Origin of the sequence: Metabacillus sp. Hm71 (assembly GCF_051842955.2) — a bacterium.
Taxonomy (GTDB): Bacteria; Bacillota; Bacilli; order Bacillales; family Bacillaceae; genus Metabacillus.
On record NZ_CM200278.1, the window covers coordinates 262,444 to 279,984 of the forward strand.

The 17,541-nt window shown below is 42.9% G+C and carries 14 protein-coding genes, 13 tRNA genes and 3 rRNA genes; 29 read left to right on the forward strand and 1 reads right to left on the reverse strand.

Going from position 1 to position 17,541, the window contains the following annotated elements; translation table 11 throughout:
* The first annotated feature begins 1 nt into the window (after position 1).
* From ACSVDH_RS01375 to ACSVDH_RS01405, 7 genes are all read left to right on the forward strand, one after another.
* Positions 2-403, forward strand: a complete 402-nt coding sequence (locus ACSVDH_RS01375) for an anti-sigma regulatory factor (protein WP_439253455.1) — start codon at positions 2-4, stop codon at positions 401-403.
* 10 nt (positions 404-413) lie between these two features.
* Positions 414-1,421, forward strand: coding sequence for a PP2C family protein-serine/threonine phosphatase (locus ACSVDH_RS01380; RefSeq protein ID WP_439253453.1), 1,008 nt, complete (start codon positions 414-416; stop codon positions 1,419-1,421).
* Positions 1,422-1,475: 54 nt separating this feature from the next.
* Positions 1,476-1,808: an anti-sigma factor antagonist gene (locus tag ACSVDH_RS01385; RefSeq protein ID WP_439253451.1), complete on the forward strand. Its 333-nt coding sequence runs from the start codon at positions 1,476-1,478 to the stop codon at positions 1,806-1,808.
* On the forward strand, positions 1,805-2,287 hold the full coding sequence (gene rsbW, locus ACSVDH_RS01390; RefSeq protein ID WP_299094590.1) for an anti-sigma B factor RsbW: 483 nt from the start codon (positions 1,805-1,807) through the stop codon (positions 2,285-2,287). Before ACSVDH_RS01385 ends, rsbW begins: the two co-directional genes overlap by 4 nt.
* Complete coding sequence (gene sigB / locus ACSVDH_RS01395) at positions 2,253-3,044, forward strand: RNA polymerase sigma factor SigB (protein ID WP_439253449.1); 792 nt, start codon at positions 2,253-2,255, stop codon at positions 3,042-3,044. Before rsbW ends, sigB begins: the two co-directional genes overlap by 35 nt.
* Positions 3,041-3,640 (forward strand): PP2C family serine/threonine-protein phosphatase, encoded by a 600-nt coding sequence (locus ACSVDH_RS01400; RefSeq protein ID WP_299094585.1) that lies wholly within the window; start codon positions 3,041-3,043, stop codon positions 3,638-3,640. The genes sigB and ACSVDH_RS01400 overlap by 4 nt, the downstream gene beginning before the upstream one ends.
* A gap of 153 nt (positions 3,641-3,793) precedes the next feature.
* Positions 3,794-5,956: a Tex family protein gene (locus ACSVDH_RS01405; protein ID WP_439253447.1), complete on the forward strand. Its 2,163-nt coding sequence runs from the start codon at positions 3,794-3,796 to the stop codon at positions 5,954-5,956.
* Between the two features lie 16 nt (positions 5,957-5,972).
* Here the strand turns inward: ACSVDH_RS01405 and cmpA are convergent, their stop codons facing one another.
* Complete coding sequence (cmpA, locus tag ACSVDH_RS01410) at positions 5,973-6,086, reverse strand: cortex morphogenetic protein CmpA (protein WP_156177859.1); 114 nt, start codon at positions 6,084-6,086, stop codon at positions 5,973-5,975.
* Positions 6,087-6,182: 96 nt separating this feature from the next.
* Here cmpA and ACSVDH_RS01415 point away from each other — a divergent pair, with 96 nt between their 5' ends.
* The 22 genes from ACSVDH_RS01415 (at position 6,183) to tsaD (ending at position 17,446) form a co-directional block, all read left to right on the forward strand.
* Positions 6,183-6,641, forward strand: coding sequence for a SprT family protein (locus tag ACSVDH_RS01415; RefSeq protein ID WP_439253445.1), 459 nt, complete (start codon positions 6,183-6,185; stop codon positions 6,639-6,641).
* A 151-nt stretch (positions 6,642-6,792) separates the two neighbouring features.
* Positions 6,793-6,867, forward strand: a tRNA-Asn gene (locus tag ACSVDH_RS01420).
* 3 nt (positions 6,868-6,870) lie between these two features.
* Positions 6,871-6,961 (forward strand) — tRNA-Ser (locus tag ACSVDH_RS01425).
* Between the two features lie 10 nt (positions 6,962-6,971).
* Positions 6,972-7,043, forward strand: a tRNA-Glu gene (locus tag ACSVDH_RS01430).
* 86 nt (positions 7,044-7,129) lie between these two features.
* Positions 7,130-7,206, forward strand: a tRNA-Asp gene (locus tag ACSVDH_RS01435).
* Between the two features lie 112 nt (positions 7,207-7,318).
* Positions 7,319-7,393 (forward strand) — tRNA-Gln (locus tag ACSVDH_RS01440).
* 155 nt (positions 7,394-7,548) lie between these two features.
* Positions 7,549-7,624: transfer RNA gene (locus tag ACSVDH_RS01445), tRNA-Lys, on the forward strand.
* Between the two features lie 13 nt (positions 7,625-7,637).
* A tRNA-Leu gene (locus ACSVDH_RS01450) sits at positions 7,638-7,723 on the forward strand.
* 12 nt (positions 7,724-7,735) lie between these two features.
* Positions 7,736-7,821: transfer RNA gene (locus ACSVDH_RS01455), tRNA-Leu, on the forward strand.
* Positions 7,822-7,918: 97 nt separating this feature from the next.
* Positions 7,919-7,995, forward strand: a tRNA-Arg gene (locus tag ACSVDH_RS01460).
* Positions 7,996-8,000: 5 nt separating this feature from the next.
* Positions 8,001-8,077: transfer RNA gene (locus tag ACSVDH_RS01465), tRNA-Pro, on the forward strand.
* 13 nt (positions 8,078-8,090) lie between these two features.
* A tRNA-Gly gene (locus ACSVDH_RS01470) sits at positions 8,091-8,164 on the forward strand.
* A 104-nt stretch (positions 8,165-8,268) separates the two neighbouring features.
* Positions 8,269-9,819, forward strand: a 16S ribosomal RNA gene (locus ACSVDH_RS01475).
* A 234-nt stretch (positions 9,820-10,053) separates the two neighbouring features.
* Positions 10,054-12,985, forward strand: a 23S ribosomal RNA gene (locus tag ACSVDH_RS01480).
* A gap of 279 nt (positions 12,986-13,264) precedes the next feature.
* A 5S ribosomal RNA gene (gene rrf / locus ACSVDH_RS01485) occupies positions 13,265-13,380 on the forward strand.
* Together the 16S, 23S and 5S rRNA genes with 13 tRNA genes alongside form the textbook arrangement of a ribosomal RNA operon.
* Before the next feature lie 30 nt (positions 13,381-13,410).
* Positions 13,411-13,487: transfer RNA gene (locus tag ACSVDH_RS01490), tRNA-Met, on the forward strand.
* A gap of 5 nt (positions 13,488-13,492) precedes the next feature.
* A tRNA-Asp gene (locus ACSVDH_RS01495) sits at positions 13,493-13,569 on the forward strand.
* A gap of 249 nt (positions 13,570-13,818) precedes the next feature.
* A complete protein-coding gene (thiL, locus tag ACSVDH_RS01500; RefSeq protein ID WP_439253285.1) occupies positions 13,819-14,802 on the forward strand; it encodes a thiamine-phosphate kinase in 984 nt (327 codons plus the stop codon).
* Positions 14,803-14,817: 15 nt separating this feature from the next.
* Positions 14,818-15,291: a tRNA (adenosine(37)-N6)-threonylcarbamoyltransferase complex ATPase subunit type 1 TsaE gene (gene tsaE / locus ACSVDH_RS01505; RefSeq protein ID WP_439253286.1), complete on the forward strand. Its 474-nt coding sequence runs from the start codon at positions 14,818-14,820 to the stop codon at positions 15,289-15,291.
* Positions 15,272-15,961 (forward strand): tRNA (adenosine(37)-N6)-threonylcarbamoyltransferase complex dimerization subunit type 1 TsaB, encoded by a 690-nt coding sequence (tsaB, locus tag ACSVDH_RS01510; protein ID WP_439253287.1) that lies wholly within the window; start codon positions 15,272-15,274, stop codon positions 15,959-15,961. Before tsaE ends, tsaB begins: the two co-directional genes overlap by 20 nt.
* 13 nt (positions 15,962-15,974) lie before the next feature.
* A complete protein-coding gene (gene rimI, locus ACSVDH_RS01515; protein ID WP_439253288.1) occupies positions 15,975-16,427 on the forward strand; it encodes a ribosomal protein S18-alanine N-acetyltransferase in 453 nt (150 codons plus the stop codon).
* Positions 16,424-17,446, forward strand: a complete 1,023-nt coding sequence (tsaD, locus tag ACSVDH_RS01520; protein WP_439253290.1) for a tRNA (adenosine(37)-N6)-threonylcarbamoyltransferase complex transferase subunit TsaD — start codon at positions 16,424-16,426, stop codon at positions 17,444-17,446. Before rimI ends, tsaD begins: the two co-directional genes overlap by 4 nt.
* Positions 17,447-17,541: the final 95 nt, after the last annotated feature.

The following is a 17,541-nucleotide window of genomic DNA, read 5'->3' on the forward strand; positions in this document are numbered from 1 at the left end:
GATGGAAAACCAATCCTGTGTCAAAATAGTCACCGAATGGGACATTGTTGCAGCACGGCAGCTAGGTCGAAATGTTGCAAAAGAGCTGGGATTTGGTACAGTTGATCAAGCAAGAATTACAACTGCCATATCTGAGCTTGCTCGAAATATATATTTATATGCAGGACAAGGTGAAATGCGAATTGAGCGCATCCATGACCTTGGTAAAAAAGGTTTAAAAATAATAGCCATTGATAAGGGGCCTGGAATACCGGATATCCGAAAAGTAATGGAAGATGGGTTTTCAACATCAGGAGGGTTAGGTGCTGGATTACCGGGAGTCAAACGCTTAATGGATGAATTTGATATAACTTCCTCTGTTGGAGAAGGCACGAATATACAGGCGGTGAAATGGCTTCGGTAGGAGGACATAAATGGATTATCGTGATTTTTTAAAGACAAAATATCGAGAGCTTTTAAGAAATTACTTGCATGATCAAACTGAAACGGCATTATATCAAGGTCAAAAACTAAGCAGGAAAACAATCGAACATCAAATACCACCTGAAGAGATCATTAGTATACACCGAAAGGTTCTTCAGGAACTTTTTCCAGACATAAGAAGTGAGATCCTAACGTCACTTGATTTCCTATTGGAAGTAATGATGGGCTATGGAATGGCCTATCAAGAGCATCAGAGCTTGCGTGATCAGCAAATGGAAATAAAATCGGAAATTCAGATTGCTGCAAGCGTTCAACAAACGTTGCTGGAAACATCTATTCCAGTTATTGATTCACTTGATATAGGTGCGATTAGCGTACCAGCAAAGCAAATGAATGGAGACTATCATCATTTTGTCCAAGATGATAAAGGAATCAGTATAGCAGTGGCAGATGTTATTGGGAAAGGGATACCAGCTGCTTTATGTATGTCGATGATTAAATATGCAATGGATAGCTTTCCGGAATCACGTAAAAATCCTAATCAAATCTTAGAAAACCTTAATCGAGTGGTTGAACGGAATGTAGATGCTAGTATGTTTATTACCATGTTTTATGGGATGTATAATACTTGTGATCATATCTTTACATATGCTTCCGCTGGTCATGAACCAGGTTTCTATTATCATTCTTCTACAGATATGTTTGAGGACCTCTTAACCAAAGGGCTTGTTTTAGGTGTGGATCAACATGTTAAGTACCACCAATACGAAAAAAACGTAAAACCAGGCGATATGGTTGTCCTGCTTTCTGACGGTGTAACAGAGTCGAGAACCGATGAAGGGTTTGTTGAAAGGTCTGTTATTACTGATTTGATCCGGAAATATAAGGATCTTCCTTCACAACAAATTGTTGAAAAAATTTATCGCCATTTTGAAAAAATGCAGGATTTTCAACTTAGAGATGATTTCACATTAATTATTTTAAAAAGAATGGTTTAATGGTTTGAAATTCGGGTATGTAATTACATAATTAGATCTTTGGGGTGATGAGGAATGAATATTAAGATAGATGTAGAGAATCTTGATGATAAAAAAATGGTTTCAGTAGCAGGGGAAATTGATGCATTCACAGCTCCGAAATTAAGGGAAGCTTTGATGCCGCATGCTGAAATGCCCAATCCGAACCTTATCGTAAATTTAAAACAGGTATCCTATATGGACAGTACTGGCTTAGGAGTTTTTGTTGGTTTATTGAAAGTAATAAGAAAGAATAATGGTCAATTAAATCTTGTAGAACTGTCGGATCGCTTAGAACGCTTATTTAGTATAACGGGACTAGATGACATCATTGATATATCTTCAAAATCAGAGGGTGGGGTACAATGAAGGAATTAGTAGATTATATAGAAATGAAGGTTCCAGCTAAACCGGAGTATGTAGGAATTATCAGATTAACTCTTTCTGGAATAGCTAGTAGAATGGGATATTCCTATGATGACATAGAAGATTTAAAGATTGCAACTAGCGAGGCTTGTACAAATGCTGTTCAGCATGCTTATAAACAACAAGAGGGCGGAGAGGTCGTCGTTGGATTCGGCCTATATCAAGATCGTCTTGATGTCATGATAGCTGATAATGGCAAGAGCTTTGACTTTGAAAAAACAAAAAATGAACTTGGTCCTTATTCTGCTTCAAGTCCGATTGACCAGCTTTCTGAAGGAGGGTTGGGTCTCTATTTGATGGAAACGCTCATGGATGAAGTCCGTGTACTTGTTAACTCAGGTGTAACAGTCTTCATGACTAAGTACTTAAGCGGGGAGCGGATAGATCATGACACAACCATTACGAACTATGAAGCTAACTAAAGAACAAGTGAATGAGCTAATTGTCGACTTTCAGAAAACGGAAAGCAACGATGCACAATTAGCTCTAGTAGAACACTTTACAGGCTTAGTTGAAACATTAGCTAAAAAATACTCCAAGGGAAAGAGCTTCCATGAAGATCTTAGGCAGGTTGGGATGATTGGTTTGCTAGGGGCGATCAGAAGATATGACCCTACTGTCGGTAAGCCATTTGAAGCATTCGCTATCCCAACCATTATTGGAGAAATAAAGCGTTTTCTAAGGGACAAAACGTGGAGTGTCCATGTTCCGAGGCGTATTAAAGAATTAGGACCAAAGATTAAAACGGCTGTTGATACACTTACTAATGAAATGCAGCGGTCTCCAAAGGTTCAAGAAATAGCAGATTATTTAGACGTAACAGAAGAGGAAGTTTTAGAAACGATGGAAATGAGCAAAAGTTATCAGGCACTTTCTGTGGATCATTCCATTGAAGCGGACGCAGAGGGAAGTACGGTTACTATTCTAGATATAGTAGGTACCAAGGAGCAGGGATATGAAAAAGTAAATCAAAAGCTCATGATCCAAAGTGTATTACATGTTTTGACAGATAGAGAAAAAGAAATCATTGATTGTACGTTTAATTTGAATATGAGCCAAAAGGAAACAGGGGAACAGCTGGGAATTTCACAAATGCATGTTTCACGATTACAGAGAAGAGCGATTCAAAAATTAAAGGAAGCTTTATTAAAAGACATGCCTTCGGAGATAAATAGATGATTGTTCGAGAATCTAACAGCTTTGTACATACATTAGTTTATCAATTACCCAAAGAGGGAAAAACCTGCTGTGGAGATAGCTTTTTTATAAAAGCTACCGAGGATTATTTTATTTGTGCACTAGCTGATGGTTTAGGGAGCGGAGAACGTGCAAATGACTCATCATCTGCAATAAGCGCGCTGGTCGAAAAAAAACATAATGAAGATGTTGACGTATTAATCGATCTTTGTAATCAAGAGCTGAGGGATAAGCGAGGTGCAACAGTCTCGATATTAAAAATTGATTTTAAGGAAAATCAATTCACATATAGTTCAGTGGGGAATATCCGCTTTATCCTTTGTTCACCATCTGGCACCTTTATTTATCCATTGCCGATTTTAGGCTATTTATCCGGGAGGCCACAAAAATACCGTACTCAAACATATTCGTACGAAAAAGGATCAAAATTTATTATTCATACAGATGGGCTCGTGCTTCCAGGTGCTAAAGCACTACTTTATAATGGACGGTCGGTAGAAGATCTATCGCAATCTTTGGAGGCTTATACAAAAACAAGAAATGATGACTTAACCTATATAGTCGGTCAGCTATTTTAATTACTTAGAATAGTTGAGCGGCTAATTTTATGTATAAGGATTATCTTTTGTCCTATTTTATTCAAGTATTTATATCTGGTAAACTGGTTACATATGTGATTGTTAATTCAATCAACGATGTATGGAAGATAGACTATTTATTTGGAGGCTATGATGATAGAAAAACAAGATCAAATTATGCAGCACATTAGTAAAGAGCTTTCGATCCAATTGAAGCAAGTAGCTAATGTGATAGGACTGCTGGAAGAAGGGAATACCGTACCTTTTATTGCGCGTTACCGTAAGGAACAAACAGGTGCGCTTGATGAGGTGCAAATTCGTGACATCTCCGAAAAGTGGACATACATACAAAACCTTGAAAATCGCAAAGAAGAAGTGCTGCGCCTTATCGACGAACAAGGGAAATTAACGGAACAGCTTGCTGGTGAAATTAAAAAGTCAATGAAGCTGCAGCAGGTTGAAGATTTATATCGACCTTATAAACAAAAACGGAGAACAAAGGCAACGGTAGCGAAGGAGAAAGGACTTGAGCCCCTTGCACAATGGATTCTCGAATTGCCAAGTCAAGGAGATATGGCAAAAAAGGCAAACGAGTTTTTAAGTGAAGAAAAAGGGGTTCACTCGATTGAGGAAGCTATTAGTGGTGCCAAGGATATCATTGCGGAGCAGCTATCTGACGAACCAAAGTACCGTCAATGGATCCGTGATATAACGTTTAGAAAAGGTGCGATTTCTTCCGTTGTAAAAGATGAAGAAAAAGATGAAAAAAATGTGTATGAAATGTACTACGACTACGAAGAACCTATTCAAAAAATTGTTCCTCACCGTGTGCTTGCGATAAATCGCGGTGAAAAGGAAGATATCATTCGTATCGCGATTATTCCGCCATATGAAGAAATTATTAACTATATTCAAAAACAAGAGTTAAAGGGTAAAGCAACGATTGTACAGGAAATTATGGTAGAGACAATCGATGATGCCTATAAAAGATTAATCCAACCATCCATCGAAAGGGAAATTAGAAAAGAATTATCAGAAAAAGCAGAGGATCGAGCCATTCATATTTTCTCAGAAAACCTCCGGAACCTGCTTTTGCAGCCGCCTTTAAAAGGAAGAATGGTATTAGGAGTAGACCCTGCGTATAGAACAGGCTGTAAACTAGCTGTCGTCGATCAAACTGGAAAAATGCTACATATAGGAGTCGTTTATCCCCATCCGCCAGTTAATAAGAAGGAGCAAGCGGTTGCGACTGTAAAAGATGTTTTAAAAACCTACAATATTGAAATCGTAGCGATTGGAAACGGAACGGCATCAAGGGAAACAGAACAATTTATCGCAGATGTTTTAAAAGAAATCGATGATGAAGTGTCTTACTTAATTGTTAATGAAGCTGGTGCTAGTGTGTATTCTGCTTCCGATTTGGCAAGAGAGGAATTCCCTGATTTGCAGGTTGAGGAGAGAAGTGCTGTTTCAATTGCAAGAAGACTGCAAGACCCATTGGCTGAGTTAGTGAAAATTGATCCTAAATCAGTTGGTGTTGGTCAATATCAACATGATGTTTCACAAAAAAAGCTAAATGAGTCGTTAACCTTTGTTGTTGAAACAGTTGTAAACCAGGTAGGAGTCAATGTTAATACCGCTTCATCTTCACTGTTACAATATGTTGCCGGCTTAAGTAAGGCTGTTGCGAACAATATTGTAAAGAAGAGAGAAGAGCTTGGGAGATTTTCAAACCGCAAGCAGTTAAAGGATATTCCTCGCTTGGGAGCGAAAACATTTGAGCAATGTATCGGTTTCTTAAGAATTATAGAAGGTGAGCAGCCTTTAGATCGGACCGGAATTCATCCTGAAAGATATACAGAGGTACAAAAGCTTTTGGATCAATTAAATGCTTCTGTTTCTGATTTAGGAAGTGAAGAGTTAAAAGAAAAGATCATGAATATAAATCTAAAAGAAACAGCAGAGGTCCTTGGAATTGGTGAGTTAACACTTAAAGATATATGTGATGCATTAATTCGTCCGGAAAGAGACCCGCGCGACGAAGTTTCAAAACCATTATTGAAAAAAGATGTATTAAAATTAGAAGACTTACAGCAAGGTATGGAATTGCAAGGGACTGTACGTAATGTCGTCGATTTCGGGGCATTCGTTGATATTGGTGTTAAGCAAGATGGCCTTGTTCATATTTCGAAATTAAGTAAATCCTTTGTGAAGCATCCGCTTGATATTGTATCGGTTGGAGATGTTGTAACGGTTTGGGTGGATGATGTTGATCATAAAAAAGGAAGAGTAGCCCTAACTATGGTGCATAATTAAAAAGAAACACTGCTTTTTATGAGCAGTGTTTTTCTCTATAGAAAAACCAGCACTGATTAAGTAATTTGATTTGGTAGCGATTTTTTTCATAAAAAGCACGTTGCATTTGATTTTGTAACCATGATGGCATTTGCGCATACCTCCTTAACCATTATAATGGAGTATGGGTGTTTATAATGTATGCAGAGTGCTAGTACGATGTACCATTTAATTGGGGGAAATGATCGTGGATGATACACAGCTTCAGAAAATCGTTGAGGATATTTCTTTGACCTATTTTCGAAAAAAATTCAACCACAAGGCAACCTTTAACAAAAGGCTGAGAACGACTGGAGGAAGGTATTTATTAAGAAGCCATAATATCGACGTTAATCCAAAGTATTATCAAGAGTACGGTCTTGATGAGGTAATTGGCATCATTAAACATGAGCTCTGCCACTATCATTTGCATTTAGAAGGAAGAGGCTATAAGCATGGTGATAAAGACTTTAAAGAATTACTAAAAGAAGTAGGTGCGCCGAGGTATTGTACACCTTTAAAACAAGAAAAAAAGGGGAATAGTGTTCTCCTGCAATATATATGCAAGAACTGTCATCAAATCTATAATCGTAAGCGAAGAGTTGATACAACTCGTCTAGTATGTGGGAAATGCGGTGGAAAAATCTCTCTGTATAAAAAGGGTTGACGGAATGAAGGGTACTATGATAAATTATAAAAGCCGTCGCTGATGGCGCAAAAAAATAATCATAAAAGAACTTCATTTAGTTAATATTGAAAAGGAGTATTGACAGGACAATCCTTACTCAATATAATAAAAGAAGTCTGTTGCAAAATATTCCGCAGTAGCTCAGTGGTAGAGCTATCGGCTGTTAACCGATCGGTCGCAGGTTCGAATCCTGCCTGCGGAGCCATATGGGGAAGTACTCAAGAGGCTGAAGAGGCGCCCCTGCTAAGGGTGTAGGTCGCGTAAGCGGCGCGAGGGTTCAAATCCCTCCTTCTCCGCCATATTTTATATGGCCCGTTGGTCAAGCGGTTAAGACACCGCCCTTTCACGGCGGTAACACGGGTTCGAATCCCGTACGGGTCATAGCCATATGTGGAAGAATAGGATGTGGGTCTAATTGCGTTAATTCGCAAAGCTCACCTCCTATTTATTTCCCTGATATAATAATTGGTCCGGTAGTTCAGTTGGTTAGAATGCCTGCCTGTCACGCAGGAGGTCGCGGGTTCGAGTCCCGTCCGGACCGCCATTTGTTAAATGAGTGCATGGTAAAAAATACAACTTGATTTATTCTTGATGAAGTGTTATCATTAAATTCTTGTTGTTATTTTAATAAATTGTTTTAAAAAACATTATTTCATTGGGCTATAGCCAAGCGGTAAGGCAACGGACTTTGACTCCGTCATGCGTTGGTTCGAATCCAGCTAGCCCAGCCATTTTTTAATACTCATTATAAAATGAGCCATTAGCACAGTTGGTAGAGAACGTATGAATAAGCTGCGAAGCATTAACATCAGCGCACAAATTGAGCCGCTTCTTGAATAAGCTTTCTGAAATTTGGGCGTCAATACTAAGAGTGTTTTGAAACTAAGAGCCATTAGCTCAGTTGGTAGAGCATCTGACTTTTAATCAGAGGGTCGAAGGTTCGAGTCCTTCATGGCTCACCATTTAACACACCATGCGGGTGTGGCGGAATTGGCAGACGCGCTAGACTTAGGATCTAGTGTCCTTGTGACGTGGGGGTTCAAGTCCCTTCACCCGCACCATTGTATTCATTCGCGGTCGTGGCGGAATGGCAGACGCGCTAGGTTGAGGGCCTAGTGGGGGCGACCCCGTGGAGGTTCAAGTCCTCTCGGCCGCACCAATTAATACTAAGTAAACTTTTTGAAAAAGTTATTGACTTAAATATTGATATTTGATATAATGTTTAAGTCGCTTCTGAAAGATTCTTGAACAAATATGCGCCCGTAGCTCAATTGGATAGAGCGTTTGACTACGGATCAAAAGGTTAGGGGTTCGACTCCTCTCGGGCGCGCCATATTACGGGAAGTAGCTCAGCTTGGTAGAGCACTTGGTTTGGGACCAAGGGGTCGCAGGTTCGAATCCTGTCTTCCCGACCAGTGGAGTCACTTTGCGGGTGTAGTTTAGTGGTAAAACCTCAGCCTTCCAAGCTGATGATGAGGGTTCGATTCCCTTCACCCGCTCCAAAAATGATCTTTGAAAACTAAACAAAACCAAGCGTGCCAACGTTAATTTCGATTAACAAACAACGTACTAAAATAGTACATTTTTTATGAGCTATATCAACTCTTTATTGGAGAGTTTGATCCTGGCTCAGGACGAACGCTGGCGGCGTGCCTAATACATGCAAGTCGAGCGAATCTGAGGGAGCTTGCTCCCGATGATTAGCGGCGGACGGGTGAGTAACACGTGGGTAACCTGCCTGTAAGATTGGGATAACTCCGGGAAACCGGAGCTAATACCGGATAACATTTCGAACCGCATGGTTCGAAGTTGAAAGGTGGCTTTTGCTACCACTTACAGATGGACCCGCGGCGCATTAGCTAGTTGGTGAGGTAACGGCTCACCAAGGCAACGATGCGTAGCCGACCTGAGAGGGTGATCGGCCACACTGGGACTGAGACACGGCCCAGACTCCTACGGGAGGCAGCAGTAGGGAATCTTCCGCAATGGACGAAAGTCTGACGGAGCAACGCCGCGTGAGCGAAGAAGGCCTTCGGGTCGTAAAGCTCTGTTGTTAGGGAAGAACAAGTACCGTTCAAATAGGGCGGTACCTTGACGGTACCTAACCAGAAAGCCACGGCTAACTACGTGCCAGCAGCCGCGGTAATACGTAGGTGGCAAGCGTTGTCCGGAATTATTGGGCGTAAAGCGCGCGCAGGCGGTTTCTTAAGTCTGATGTGAAAGCCCACGGCTCAACCGTGGAGGGTCATTGGAAACTGGGGAACTTGAGTGCAGAAGAGGAGAGTGGAATTCCACGTGTAGCGGTGAAATGCGTAGAGATGTGGAGGAACACCAGTGGCGAAGGCGACTCTCTGGTCTGTAACTGACGCTGAGGCGCGAAAGCGTGGGGAGCGAACAGGATTAGATACCCTGGTAGTCCACGCCGTAAACGATGAGTGCTAAGTGTTAGAGGGTTTCCGCCCTTTAGTGCTGCAGCAAACGCATTAAGCACTCCGCCTGGGGAGTACGGTCGCAAGACTGAAACTCAAAGGAATTGACGGGGGCCCGCACAAGCGGTGGAGCATGTGGTTTAATTCGAAGCAACGCGAAGAACCTTACCAGGTCTTGACATCCTTCGCTACTTCTAGAGATAGAAGGTTCCCCTTCGGGGGACGAAGTGACAGGTGGTGCATGGTTGTCGTCAGCTCGTGTCGTGAGATGTTGGGTTAAGTCCCGCAACGAGCGCAACCCTTGATCTTAGTTGCCAGCATTCAGTTGGGCACTCTAAGGTGACTGCCGGTGACAAACCGGAGGAAGGTGGGGATGACGTCAAATCATCATGCCCCTTATGACCTGGGCTACACACGTGCTACAATGGATGGTACAAAGGGCTGCAAGACCGCGAGGTCAAGCCAATCCCATAAAACCATTCTCAGTTCGGATTGCAGGCTGCAACTCGCCTGCATGAAGCCGGAATCGCTAGTAATCGCGGATCAGCATGCCGCGGTGAATACGTTCCCGGGCCTTGTACACACCGCCCGTCACACCACGAGAGTTTGTAACACCCGAAGTCGGTGGGGTAACCGCAAGGAGCCAGCCGCCTAAGGTGGGACAGATGATTGGGGTGAAGTCGTAACAAGGTAGCCGTATCGGAAGGTGCGGCTGGATCACCTCCTTTCTAAGGAAAATGAGGCTCGCTTGGTTTTTGTTTAGTTTTGAGAGATCATTTACGATCTTTCATTATATGTAAGAAAAAGACATAGGAGTTTAAATGCTTATAGCATTTGTGCATCCTGTGCTTTATGTTCCTTGAAAACTAGATAACGATAACAATTCAAGTAATTCACTGAGTTTAAACGCTTATTTTTAGTGATTCTCTTAATAATTAGTAAATGACATCTTCGATGTCAAAGGTTAAGTTGTTAAGGGCGCACGGTGGATGCCTTGGCACTAGGAGCCGATGAAGGACGGTACTAACACCGATATGCTTCGGGGAGCTGTAAGTAAGCTTTGATCCGGAGATTTCCGAATGGGGAAACCCGCTGTTCGTAATGGAACAGTATCTTTACCTGAATCCATAGGGTAATGAAGGCAGACCCGGGGAACTGAAACATCTAAGTACCCGGAGGAAGAGAAAGCAAACGCGATTTCCTGAGTAGCGGCGAGCGAAACGGAAGAAGCCCAAACCAAGAGGCTTGCCTCTTGGGGTTGTAGGACACTCTATTAGGAGTTACAAAGGAACGGGGTAAATGAAGCGGTCTGGAAAGGCCCGTCATAGAAGGTAACAACCCTGTAGTTGAAACTTCGTTCCCTCCAGAGTGGATCCTGAGTACGGCGGGACACGTGAAATCCCGTCGGAAGCAGGGAGGACCATCTCCCAAGGCTAAATACTCCCTAGTGACCGATAGTGAACCAGTACCGTGAGGGAAAGGTGAAAAGCACCCCGGAAGGGGAGTGAAAGAGATCCTGAAACCGTGTGCCTACAAGTAGTCAAAGCCCGTTAATGGGTAATGGCGTGCCTTTTGTAGAATGAACCGGCGAGTTACGATCCCGTGCAAGGTTAAGTTGAAGAGACGGAGCCGCAGCGAAAGCGAGTCTTAAATAGGGCGAATGAGTACGTGGTCGTAGACCCGAAACCAGGTGATCTACCCATGTCCAGGGTGAAGTTCAGGTAACACTGAATGGAGGCCCGAACCCACGCACGTTGAAAAGTGCGGGGATGAGGTGTGGGTAGCGGAGAAATTCCAATCGAACTTGGAGATAGCTGGTTCTCTCCGAAATAGCTTTAGGGCTAGCCTTGAATTAAGAGTCTTGGAGGTAGAGCACTGATTGGACTAGGGGCCCCCATCGGGTTACCGAATTCAGTCAAACTCCGAATGCCAAAGACTTATGTTCAGGAGTCAGACTGCGAGTGATAAGATCCGTAGTCAAGAGGGAAACAGCCCAGACCACCAGCTAAGGTCCCAAAGTATACGTTAAGTGGAAAAGGATGTGGAGTTGCTTAGACAACCAGGATGTTGGCTTAGAAGCAGCCACCATTTAAAGAGTGCGTAATAGCTCACTGGTCGAGTGACTCTGCGCCGAAAATGTACCGGGGCTAAACGTATCACCGAAGCTGTGGACTGTTCTTTTAGAACAGTGGTAGGAGAGCGTTCTAAGGGCTGTGAAGCTAGACCGTAAGGACTAGTGGAGCGCTTAGAAGTGAGAATGCCGGTATGAGTAGCGAAAGAGGGGTGAGAATCCCCTCCACCGAATGCCTAAGGTTTCCTGAGGAAGGCTCGTCCGCTCAGGGTTAGTCGGGACCTAAGCCGAGGCCGAAAGGCGTAGGCGATGGCCAACAGGTTGAAATTCCTGTACCACCTCCTCACCGTTTGAGCAATGGGGGGACGCAGAAGGATAGGGTAAGCGCGCTGTTGGATTAGCGCGTCCAAGCAGTTAGGCTGACAACGAGGCAAATCCCGTTGTCACATAAGCTGAGCTGTGATGGCGAGGGAACTATAGTACCGAAGTTCCTGATTCCACACTGCCAAGAAAAGCCTCTAGCGAGGTGTGAGGTGCCCGTACCGCAAACCGACACAGGTAGGCGAGGAGAGAATCCTAAGGTGAGCGAGAGAACTCTCGTTAAGGAACTCGGCAAAATGACCCCGTAACTTCGGGAGAAGGGGTGCTTTTTAGGGTGAATAGCCCGGAAAAGCCGCAGTGAATAGGCCCAGGCGACTGTTTAGCAAAAACACAGGTCTCTGCGAAGCCGCAAGGCGAAGTATAGGGGCTGACGCCTGCCCGGTGCTGGAAGGTTAAGGGGAGAGGTTAGCGCAAGCGAAGCTTTGAACTGAAGCCCCAGTAAACGGCGGCCGTAACTATAACGGTCCTAAGGTAGCGAAATTCCTTGTCGGGTAAGTTCCGACCCGCACGAAAGGCGTAACGATCTGGGCACTGTCTCAACGAGAGACTCGGTGAAATTATAGTACCTGTGAAGATGCAGGTTACCCGCGACAGGACGGAAAGACCCCGTGGAGCTTTACTGTAGCCTGATATTGAATTTTGGTACAGCTTGTACAGGATAGGTAGGAGCCTGAGAAGCCGGAGCGCCAGCTTCGGTGGAGGCGTCGGTGGGATACTACCCTGGCTGTATTGAAATTCTAACCCGCGGCCCTTATCGGGCCGGGAGACAGTGTCAGGTGGGCAGTTTGACTGGGGCGGTCGCCTCCTAAAATGTAACGGAGGCGCCCAAAGGTTCCCTCAGAATGGTTGGAAATCATTCGCAGAGTGTAAAGGCACAAGGGAGCTTGACTGCGAGACCTACAAGTCGAGCAGGGACGAAAGTCGGGCTTAGTGATCCGGTGGTTCCGCATGGAAGGGCCATCGCTCAACGGATAAAAGCTACCCCGGGGATAACAGGCTTATCTCCCCCAAGAGTCCACATCGACGGGGAGGTTTGGCACCTCGATGTCGGCTCATCGCATCCTGGGGCTGTAGTCGGTCCCAAGGGTTGGGCTGTTCGCCCATTAAAGCGGTACGCGAGCTGGGTTCAGAACGTCGTGAGACAGTTCGGTCCCTATCCGTCGTGGGCGCAGGAAATTTGAGAGGAGCTGTCCTTAGTACGAGAGGACCGGGATGGACGCACCGCTGGTGTACCAGTTGTCTTGCCAAAGGCATAGCTGGGTAGCTATGTGCGGAAGGGATAAGTGCTGAAAGCATCTAAGCATGAAGCCCCCCTCAAGATGAGATTTCCCTGTTACTTTGTAACGTAAGATCCCTGAAAGATGATCAGGTTGATAGGTCAGAGGTGGAAGCGCGGTGACGTGTGGAGCTGACTGATACTAATCGATCGAGGACTTAACCTATTTAATGCGTTAAACAAAGTGAATTGAATTATACATCGTTATCTAGTTTTGAAGGAATATAGTATTCCTAATAACTTTATACAAAGTTAGAGGGTTTCGAGGAACGAACAGTTCAAGGAATCGATTGAGGAGACACCGGACTTTCACAGGAAGTGATGACTTAGGCGTTTCGCACAGGACGTGCGAGTATTTAGCCTAAGAACCTTAATGTAGAGTGAGGATGTTGACGATAGAGATGACGCAGAAATGTGAAGTTCATCGGAAGCCGTAAACCATTTATCTGGTGACGATGGCGAAGAGGCCACACCCGTTCCCATGCCGAACACGGAAGTTAAGCTCTTCAGCGCCGATGGTAGTTGGGGGTCTCCCCCTGTGAGAGTAGGACGTTGCCAGGTAATAGTTTTATTTTTAAGTATTATTATCGTCGCGGGGTGGAGCAGTCTGGTAGCTCGTCGGGCTCATAACCCGAAGGTCGCAGGTTCAAATCCTGCCTCCGCAACCAAAAATGGTCCGGTAGTTCAGTTGGTTAGAATGCCTGCCTGTCACGCAGGAGGTCGCGGGTTCGAGTCCCGTCCGGACCGCCATATTTCGATTTTTAACGAAACGTTGATGTTTCGTTTTTTTTATACCTTTTTTACTTTCTATTAAAATGACAAGCAATTACTCGTCAAAAATTTATAATGCCAATATAAAGCTAATTATGATACGATAGAATGTGTAAAACTTGGATAAACTACTACTATTCGCTAAATGAAAATATGATGCTTCCTTAGGAGACGATTCCTAAGGTTTTTTCATAATCTACGCTATAAACAATTGAACTGGAGAAAGAAATGGATGAATTTGATTTTATAAATAAATTGAAGCCAAAACAACTCTTTCAAAAACATGTAAAAGTGGGAATTGGTGATGATGCGGCTGTTTATGAACCATCTGTCAATATGAATCAAGTTGTATGTGTTGACACCATGGTAGAAGGGGTTCACTTCTTAAAGTCTTTATCCACACCAACTGAAATTGGTTATAAAGCTTTAGCTGTTAATCTTAGTGACCTTGCTGCAATGGGCGCTATTCCTCGCTATTACCTCGTTTCGATTTCTATACCCTCAAGTTGGCGGGAAGAGGAGCTATTAGGCATTTTTAAGGGAATGGAAGAGCTTGCTGAGGCTTATCAAATGGATTTGCTCGGTGGTGATACGGTTTCCACTCATGACAAGCTGGTAATAACCGTCACCGTCATTGGGGAAGCAGAATCTCATGTCCAGACTCTTCGGAAACAGGCAAGAGATGGGGACATTGTTTTTGTTACAGGTACGATTGGTGACTCTGCAGCAGGTTTGGCCGTTTTGTTAAACCAACTAACATTGGAAAATGAGATGTTTGAAAAATACTTAATTCATCGACATAAAAGACCAACTCCGCAAATTCGTGCTGGCAGACTCATTTCAACATTACATAGAGCATCTTTAAATGATATAAGTGATGGATTAGCGAGTGAGCTTCATGAAATCGCTGAGGCAAGCCAAGTCGGGATCATGATAAATGAAGTTGATTTACCTATTAGTGAAGAATTGCTTTTTGTGAAAAAAACCACTGACATCAATAACTGGGTTTTATTCGGCGGCGAGGATTTCGAGTTAGTTGGGACAACCTCACAAGAGTCATGGGATGAGTTAAAAAGAGCCTGTAATCTGGAAGGGATCAAAATGACGAAAATTGGCGTGGTTTCAACAACATATTCTGACGTTTTATTAAAAAGGAAAAATGATCATATTATGAAACTTGAGAAGTCAGGTTATAACCACTTCAAAAAATAAGTAAGGTGAGAGAACGTGGAAGAATTCGAATTTATGACACATAGTGCAGATGAGACATCAATCCTTGCAAAAAGGCTATCTGAAAAGCTGAATAAACGGGATGTCATCACACTTGAGGGTGATTTAGGGGCAGGAAAAACGACATTTACAAAGGCATTAGCAGCAGGATTAGGAATAAAGCGAAATGTAAACAGTCCTACGTTTACGATTATTAAAGAGTATTCGGATGGAAGATTGCCTTTATATCATATGGATGTGTACCGTTTAGAGGATGCTGATGAGGATTTAGGCTTTGACGAGTATTTTCATGGTGAAGGCGTTACGGTGGTAGAATGGGCACATTTAATTGAAGACCAACTGCCTAATGAGCGGCTCGATATCAAAATCAATTATATAAATGATACAACGAGAAAAATCATCATGACACCGTTCGGTTCTCATTATGTTAATCTATGTAAGGAGTTACGTGATGAAAGCATTAGCCATTGATACGACGAATAACGTGCTTGGAATAGCATTAATTGAAGAAGATAAAGTAATCGGAGAGTATATTACGAACTTAAAAAAGAATCATTCTGTTCGTGCCATGCCTGCAATTGAACGTTTATTAAGTGACTGTGATGTACGTCCAAAAGAGCTAGATAAACTGGTTGTTGCTACTGGTCCAGGATCATATACTGGTGTTCGTATCGGTGTATCGATTGCTAAAACGATGGCATGGTCTCTCAAAATTCCAATAGCAGGGGTTTCCAGTCTTGAGGTGTTAGCTGCAAATGGGAGATTTTTTAATGGGTTCATTTCTCCTTTATTTGATGCAAGAAGAGGACAGGTTTACACCGGATTGTATCAATATACTCAACAGGGGTTAGCAACAATAGAAAGTGACCAAAATCTATTATTGGTTGATTGGTTAAACATGCTGAAAAGTAAAAAGGAACAAGTATTATTTTTAGGAAATGACGTAGCTCTTCATAAAGAGACCATTGTAGATATGCTTGGTGAACGTGGCCAATTGGGACAAGTGTCAATCAACAACCCCAGACCAAGCGAGCTGGGGTTTATTGGCTTAAAGAAGGAAGCAACAGATGTTCATTCCCTTGTTCCAAATTATATTCGATTAGCTGAAGCTGAGGCAAAATGGTTAGAACAGCAAAAGTAAGATGGTGGACAATGTGGATAATAGGTTTGCGATTAGAAGGATGCAAATAGAAGATATTGAACAGGTTTATCAAATCGAGCTGAATTCATTTACCTCACCGTGGTCTAAGGAATCTTTATATTATGAGCTCGAGCAAAATTTATTTGCGAAATATTTAGTTGTGGAATATGAAGGCCAAGTAGTTGGATACTGCGGCTTATGGGTGATTATGGATGATGCACAAATTACTAATATAGCCGTTCACCCTGATTATCGCGGCAAAAAAATTGGTGAAGCCCTCATAAAATTTGCGATTCAGCTTAGCAAAGAAATGAATGCAAAACGTTTGTCACTAGAGGTACGGGTATCGAATCATATCGCACAAGCCTTATATAAAAAGGTCGGTTTTGAATCAGGTGGTATAAGAAAAAGGTATTATACAGATAATCAAGAAGATGCTTTAGTAATGTGGGTGAATTTAGAATGAATCAAACAGATCAGTATATTTTAGGGATCGAAACGAGCTGCGATGAAACGGCAGCTGCCATTGTTAAAAACGGCCGTGAAATTGTAGCGAACGTCGTTGCTTCCCAAATCGAAAGCCATAAGCGTTTTGGTGGAGTCGTTCCAGAAATTGCCTCAAGGCATCATGTTGAGCAATTAACGATTGTTTTTGAGGAGGCTATGAATCAAGCAAAGCTTGGCTTTGAGGATCTTTCTGCTATTGCGGTAACCGAAGGACCCGGGCTTGTTGGGGCATTATTAACTGGAGTCAATGCTGCAAAAGCGTTGGCGTTTGCTCATGACCTCCCATTGATCGGTGTTCATCATATTGCAGGTCACATTTATGCGAACCGCCTCATTGCTGAGCTTGAATTTCCGTTGCTTGCTTTAGTTGTATCTGGAGGTCATACCGAGCTGGTGTATATGAAAGAGCATGGCAGTTTTGAAGTGATCGGTGAAACATTAGATGACGCTGCTGGTGAAGCGTATGACAAGGTAGCCAGAACATTAGGACTTCCATACCCTGGAGGCCCCCATATTGATCGTTTAGCACATGAGGGAGAGCCAACTATTGATTTACCAAGAGCATGGTTGGAGGAAGGTTCGTTTGACTTTAGCTTCAGCGGTCTAAAGTCAGCAGTGATTAATACGCTTCATAATGCGAAGCAGAAGGGGATCGAGTTAGAGGCTAAAGATATCGCTGCAAGTTTTCAAGCAAGTGTCATTGATGTATTAGTAACAAAAACATCCCAAGCTGTGGATAAGTATAAAGTGAAGCAGCTGCTCCTAGCTGGAGGTGTTGCTGCAAATAAAGGACTGCGAACTGCCTTAGAAAAGGAGTTTTCCACAAGAGAAGGGCTGCAATTAATCATCCCGCCTTTATCCTTATGCACAGATAATGCCGCAATGATCGCCGCTGCAGGCAGCATTTTATATGAAAAAGGGAAAAGAAGCGACTTTGCATTAAATGCTAATCCCGGACTTGAATTAACCTCTTATTAAGCTCTCAATACGAGAGCTTTTATTTTTATTATATATATTACTTTGATAATTTTATATACATGATTATCCACAGGATATACACGATAATTGTAGAA

Excerpts from the sequence above, each read along its gene's own strand:
- ACSVDH_RS01375 (WP_439253455.1), top strand. The coding sequence starts at position 2 with ATGGAAAACCAATCCTGTGTCAAAATAGTCACCGAATGGGACATTGTT.
- ACSVDH_RS01380 (WP_439253453.1), top strand. The coding sequence starts at position 414 with ATGGATTATCGTGATTTTTTAAAGACAAAATATCGAGAGCTTTTAAGA.
- ACSVDH_RS01385 (WP_439253451.1), top strand. The coding sequence starts at position 1,476 with ATGAATATTAAGATAGATGTAGAGAATCTTGATGATAAAAAAATGGTT.
- rsbW (WP_299094590.1), top strand. The coding sequence starts at position 1,805 with ATGAAGGAATTAGTAGATTATATAGAAATGAAGGTTCCAGCTAAACCG.
- sigB (WP_439253449.1), top strand. The coding sequence starts at position 2,253 with ATGACACAACCATTACGAACTATGAAGCTAACTAAAGAACAAGTGAAT.
- ACSVDH_RS01400 (WP_299094585.1), top strand. The coding sequence starts at position 3,041 with ATGATTGTTCGAGAATCTAACAGCTTTGTACATACATTAGTTTATCAA.
- ACSVDH_RS01405 (WP_439253447.1), top strand. The coding sequence starts at position 3,794 with ATGATAGAAAAACAAGATCAAATTATGCAGCACATTAGTAAAGAGCTT.
- cmpA (WP_156177859.1), bottom strand. The coding sequence starts at position 6,086 with ATGCCATCATGGTTACAAAATCAAATGCAACGTGCTTTTTATGAAAAA.
- thiL (WP_439253285.1), top strand. The coding sequence starts at position 13,819 with ATGGATGAATTTGATTTTATAAATAAATTGAAGCCAAAACAACTCTTT.
- tsaB (WP_439253287.1), top strand. The coding sequence starts at position 15,272 with ATGAAAGCATTAGCCATTGATACGACGAATAACGTGCTTGGAATAGCA.
- tsaD (WP_439253290.1), top strand. The coding sequence starts at position 16,424 with ATGAATCAAACAGATCAGTATATTTTAGGGATCGAAACGAGCTGCGAT.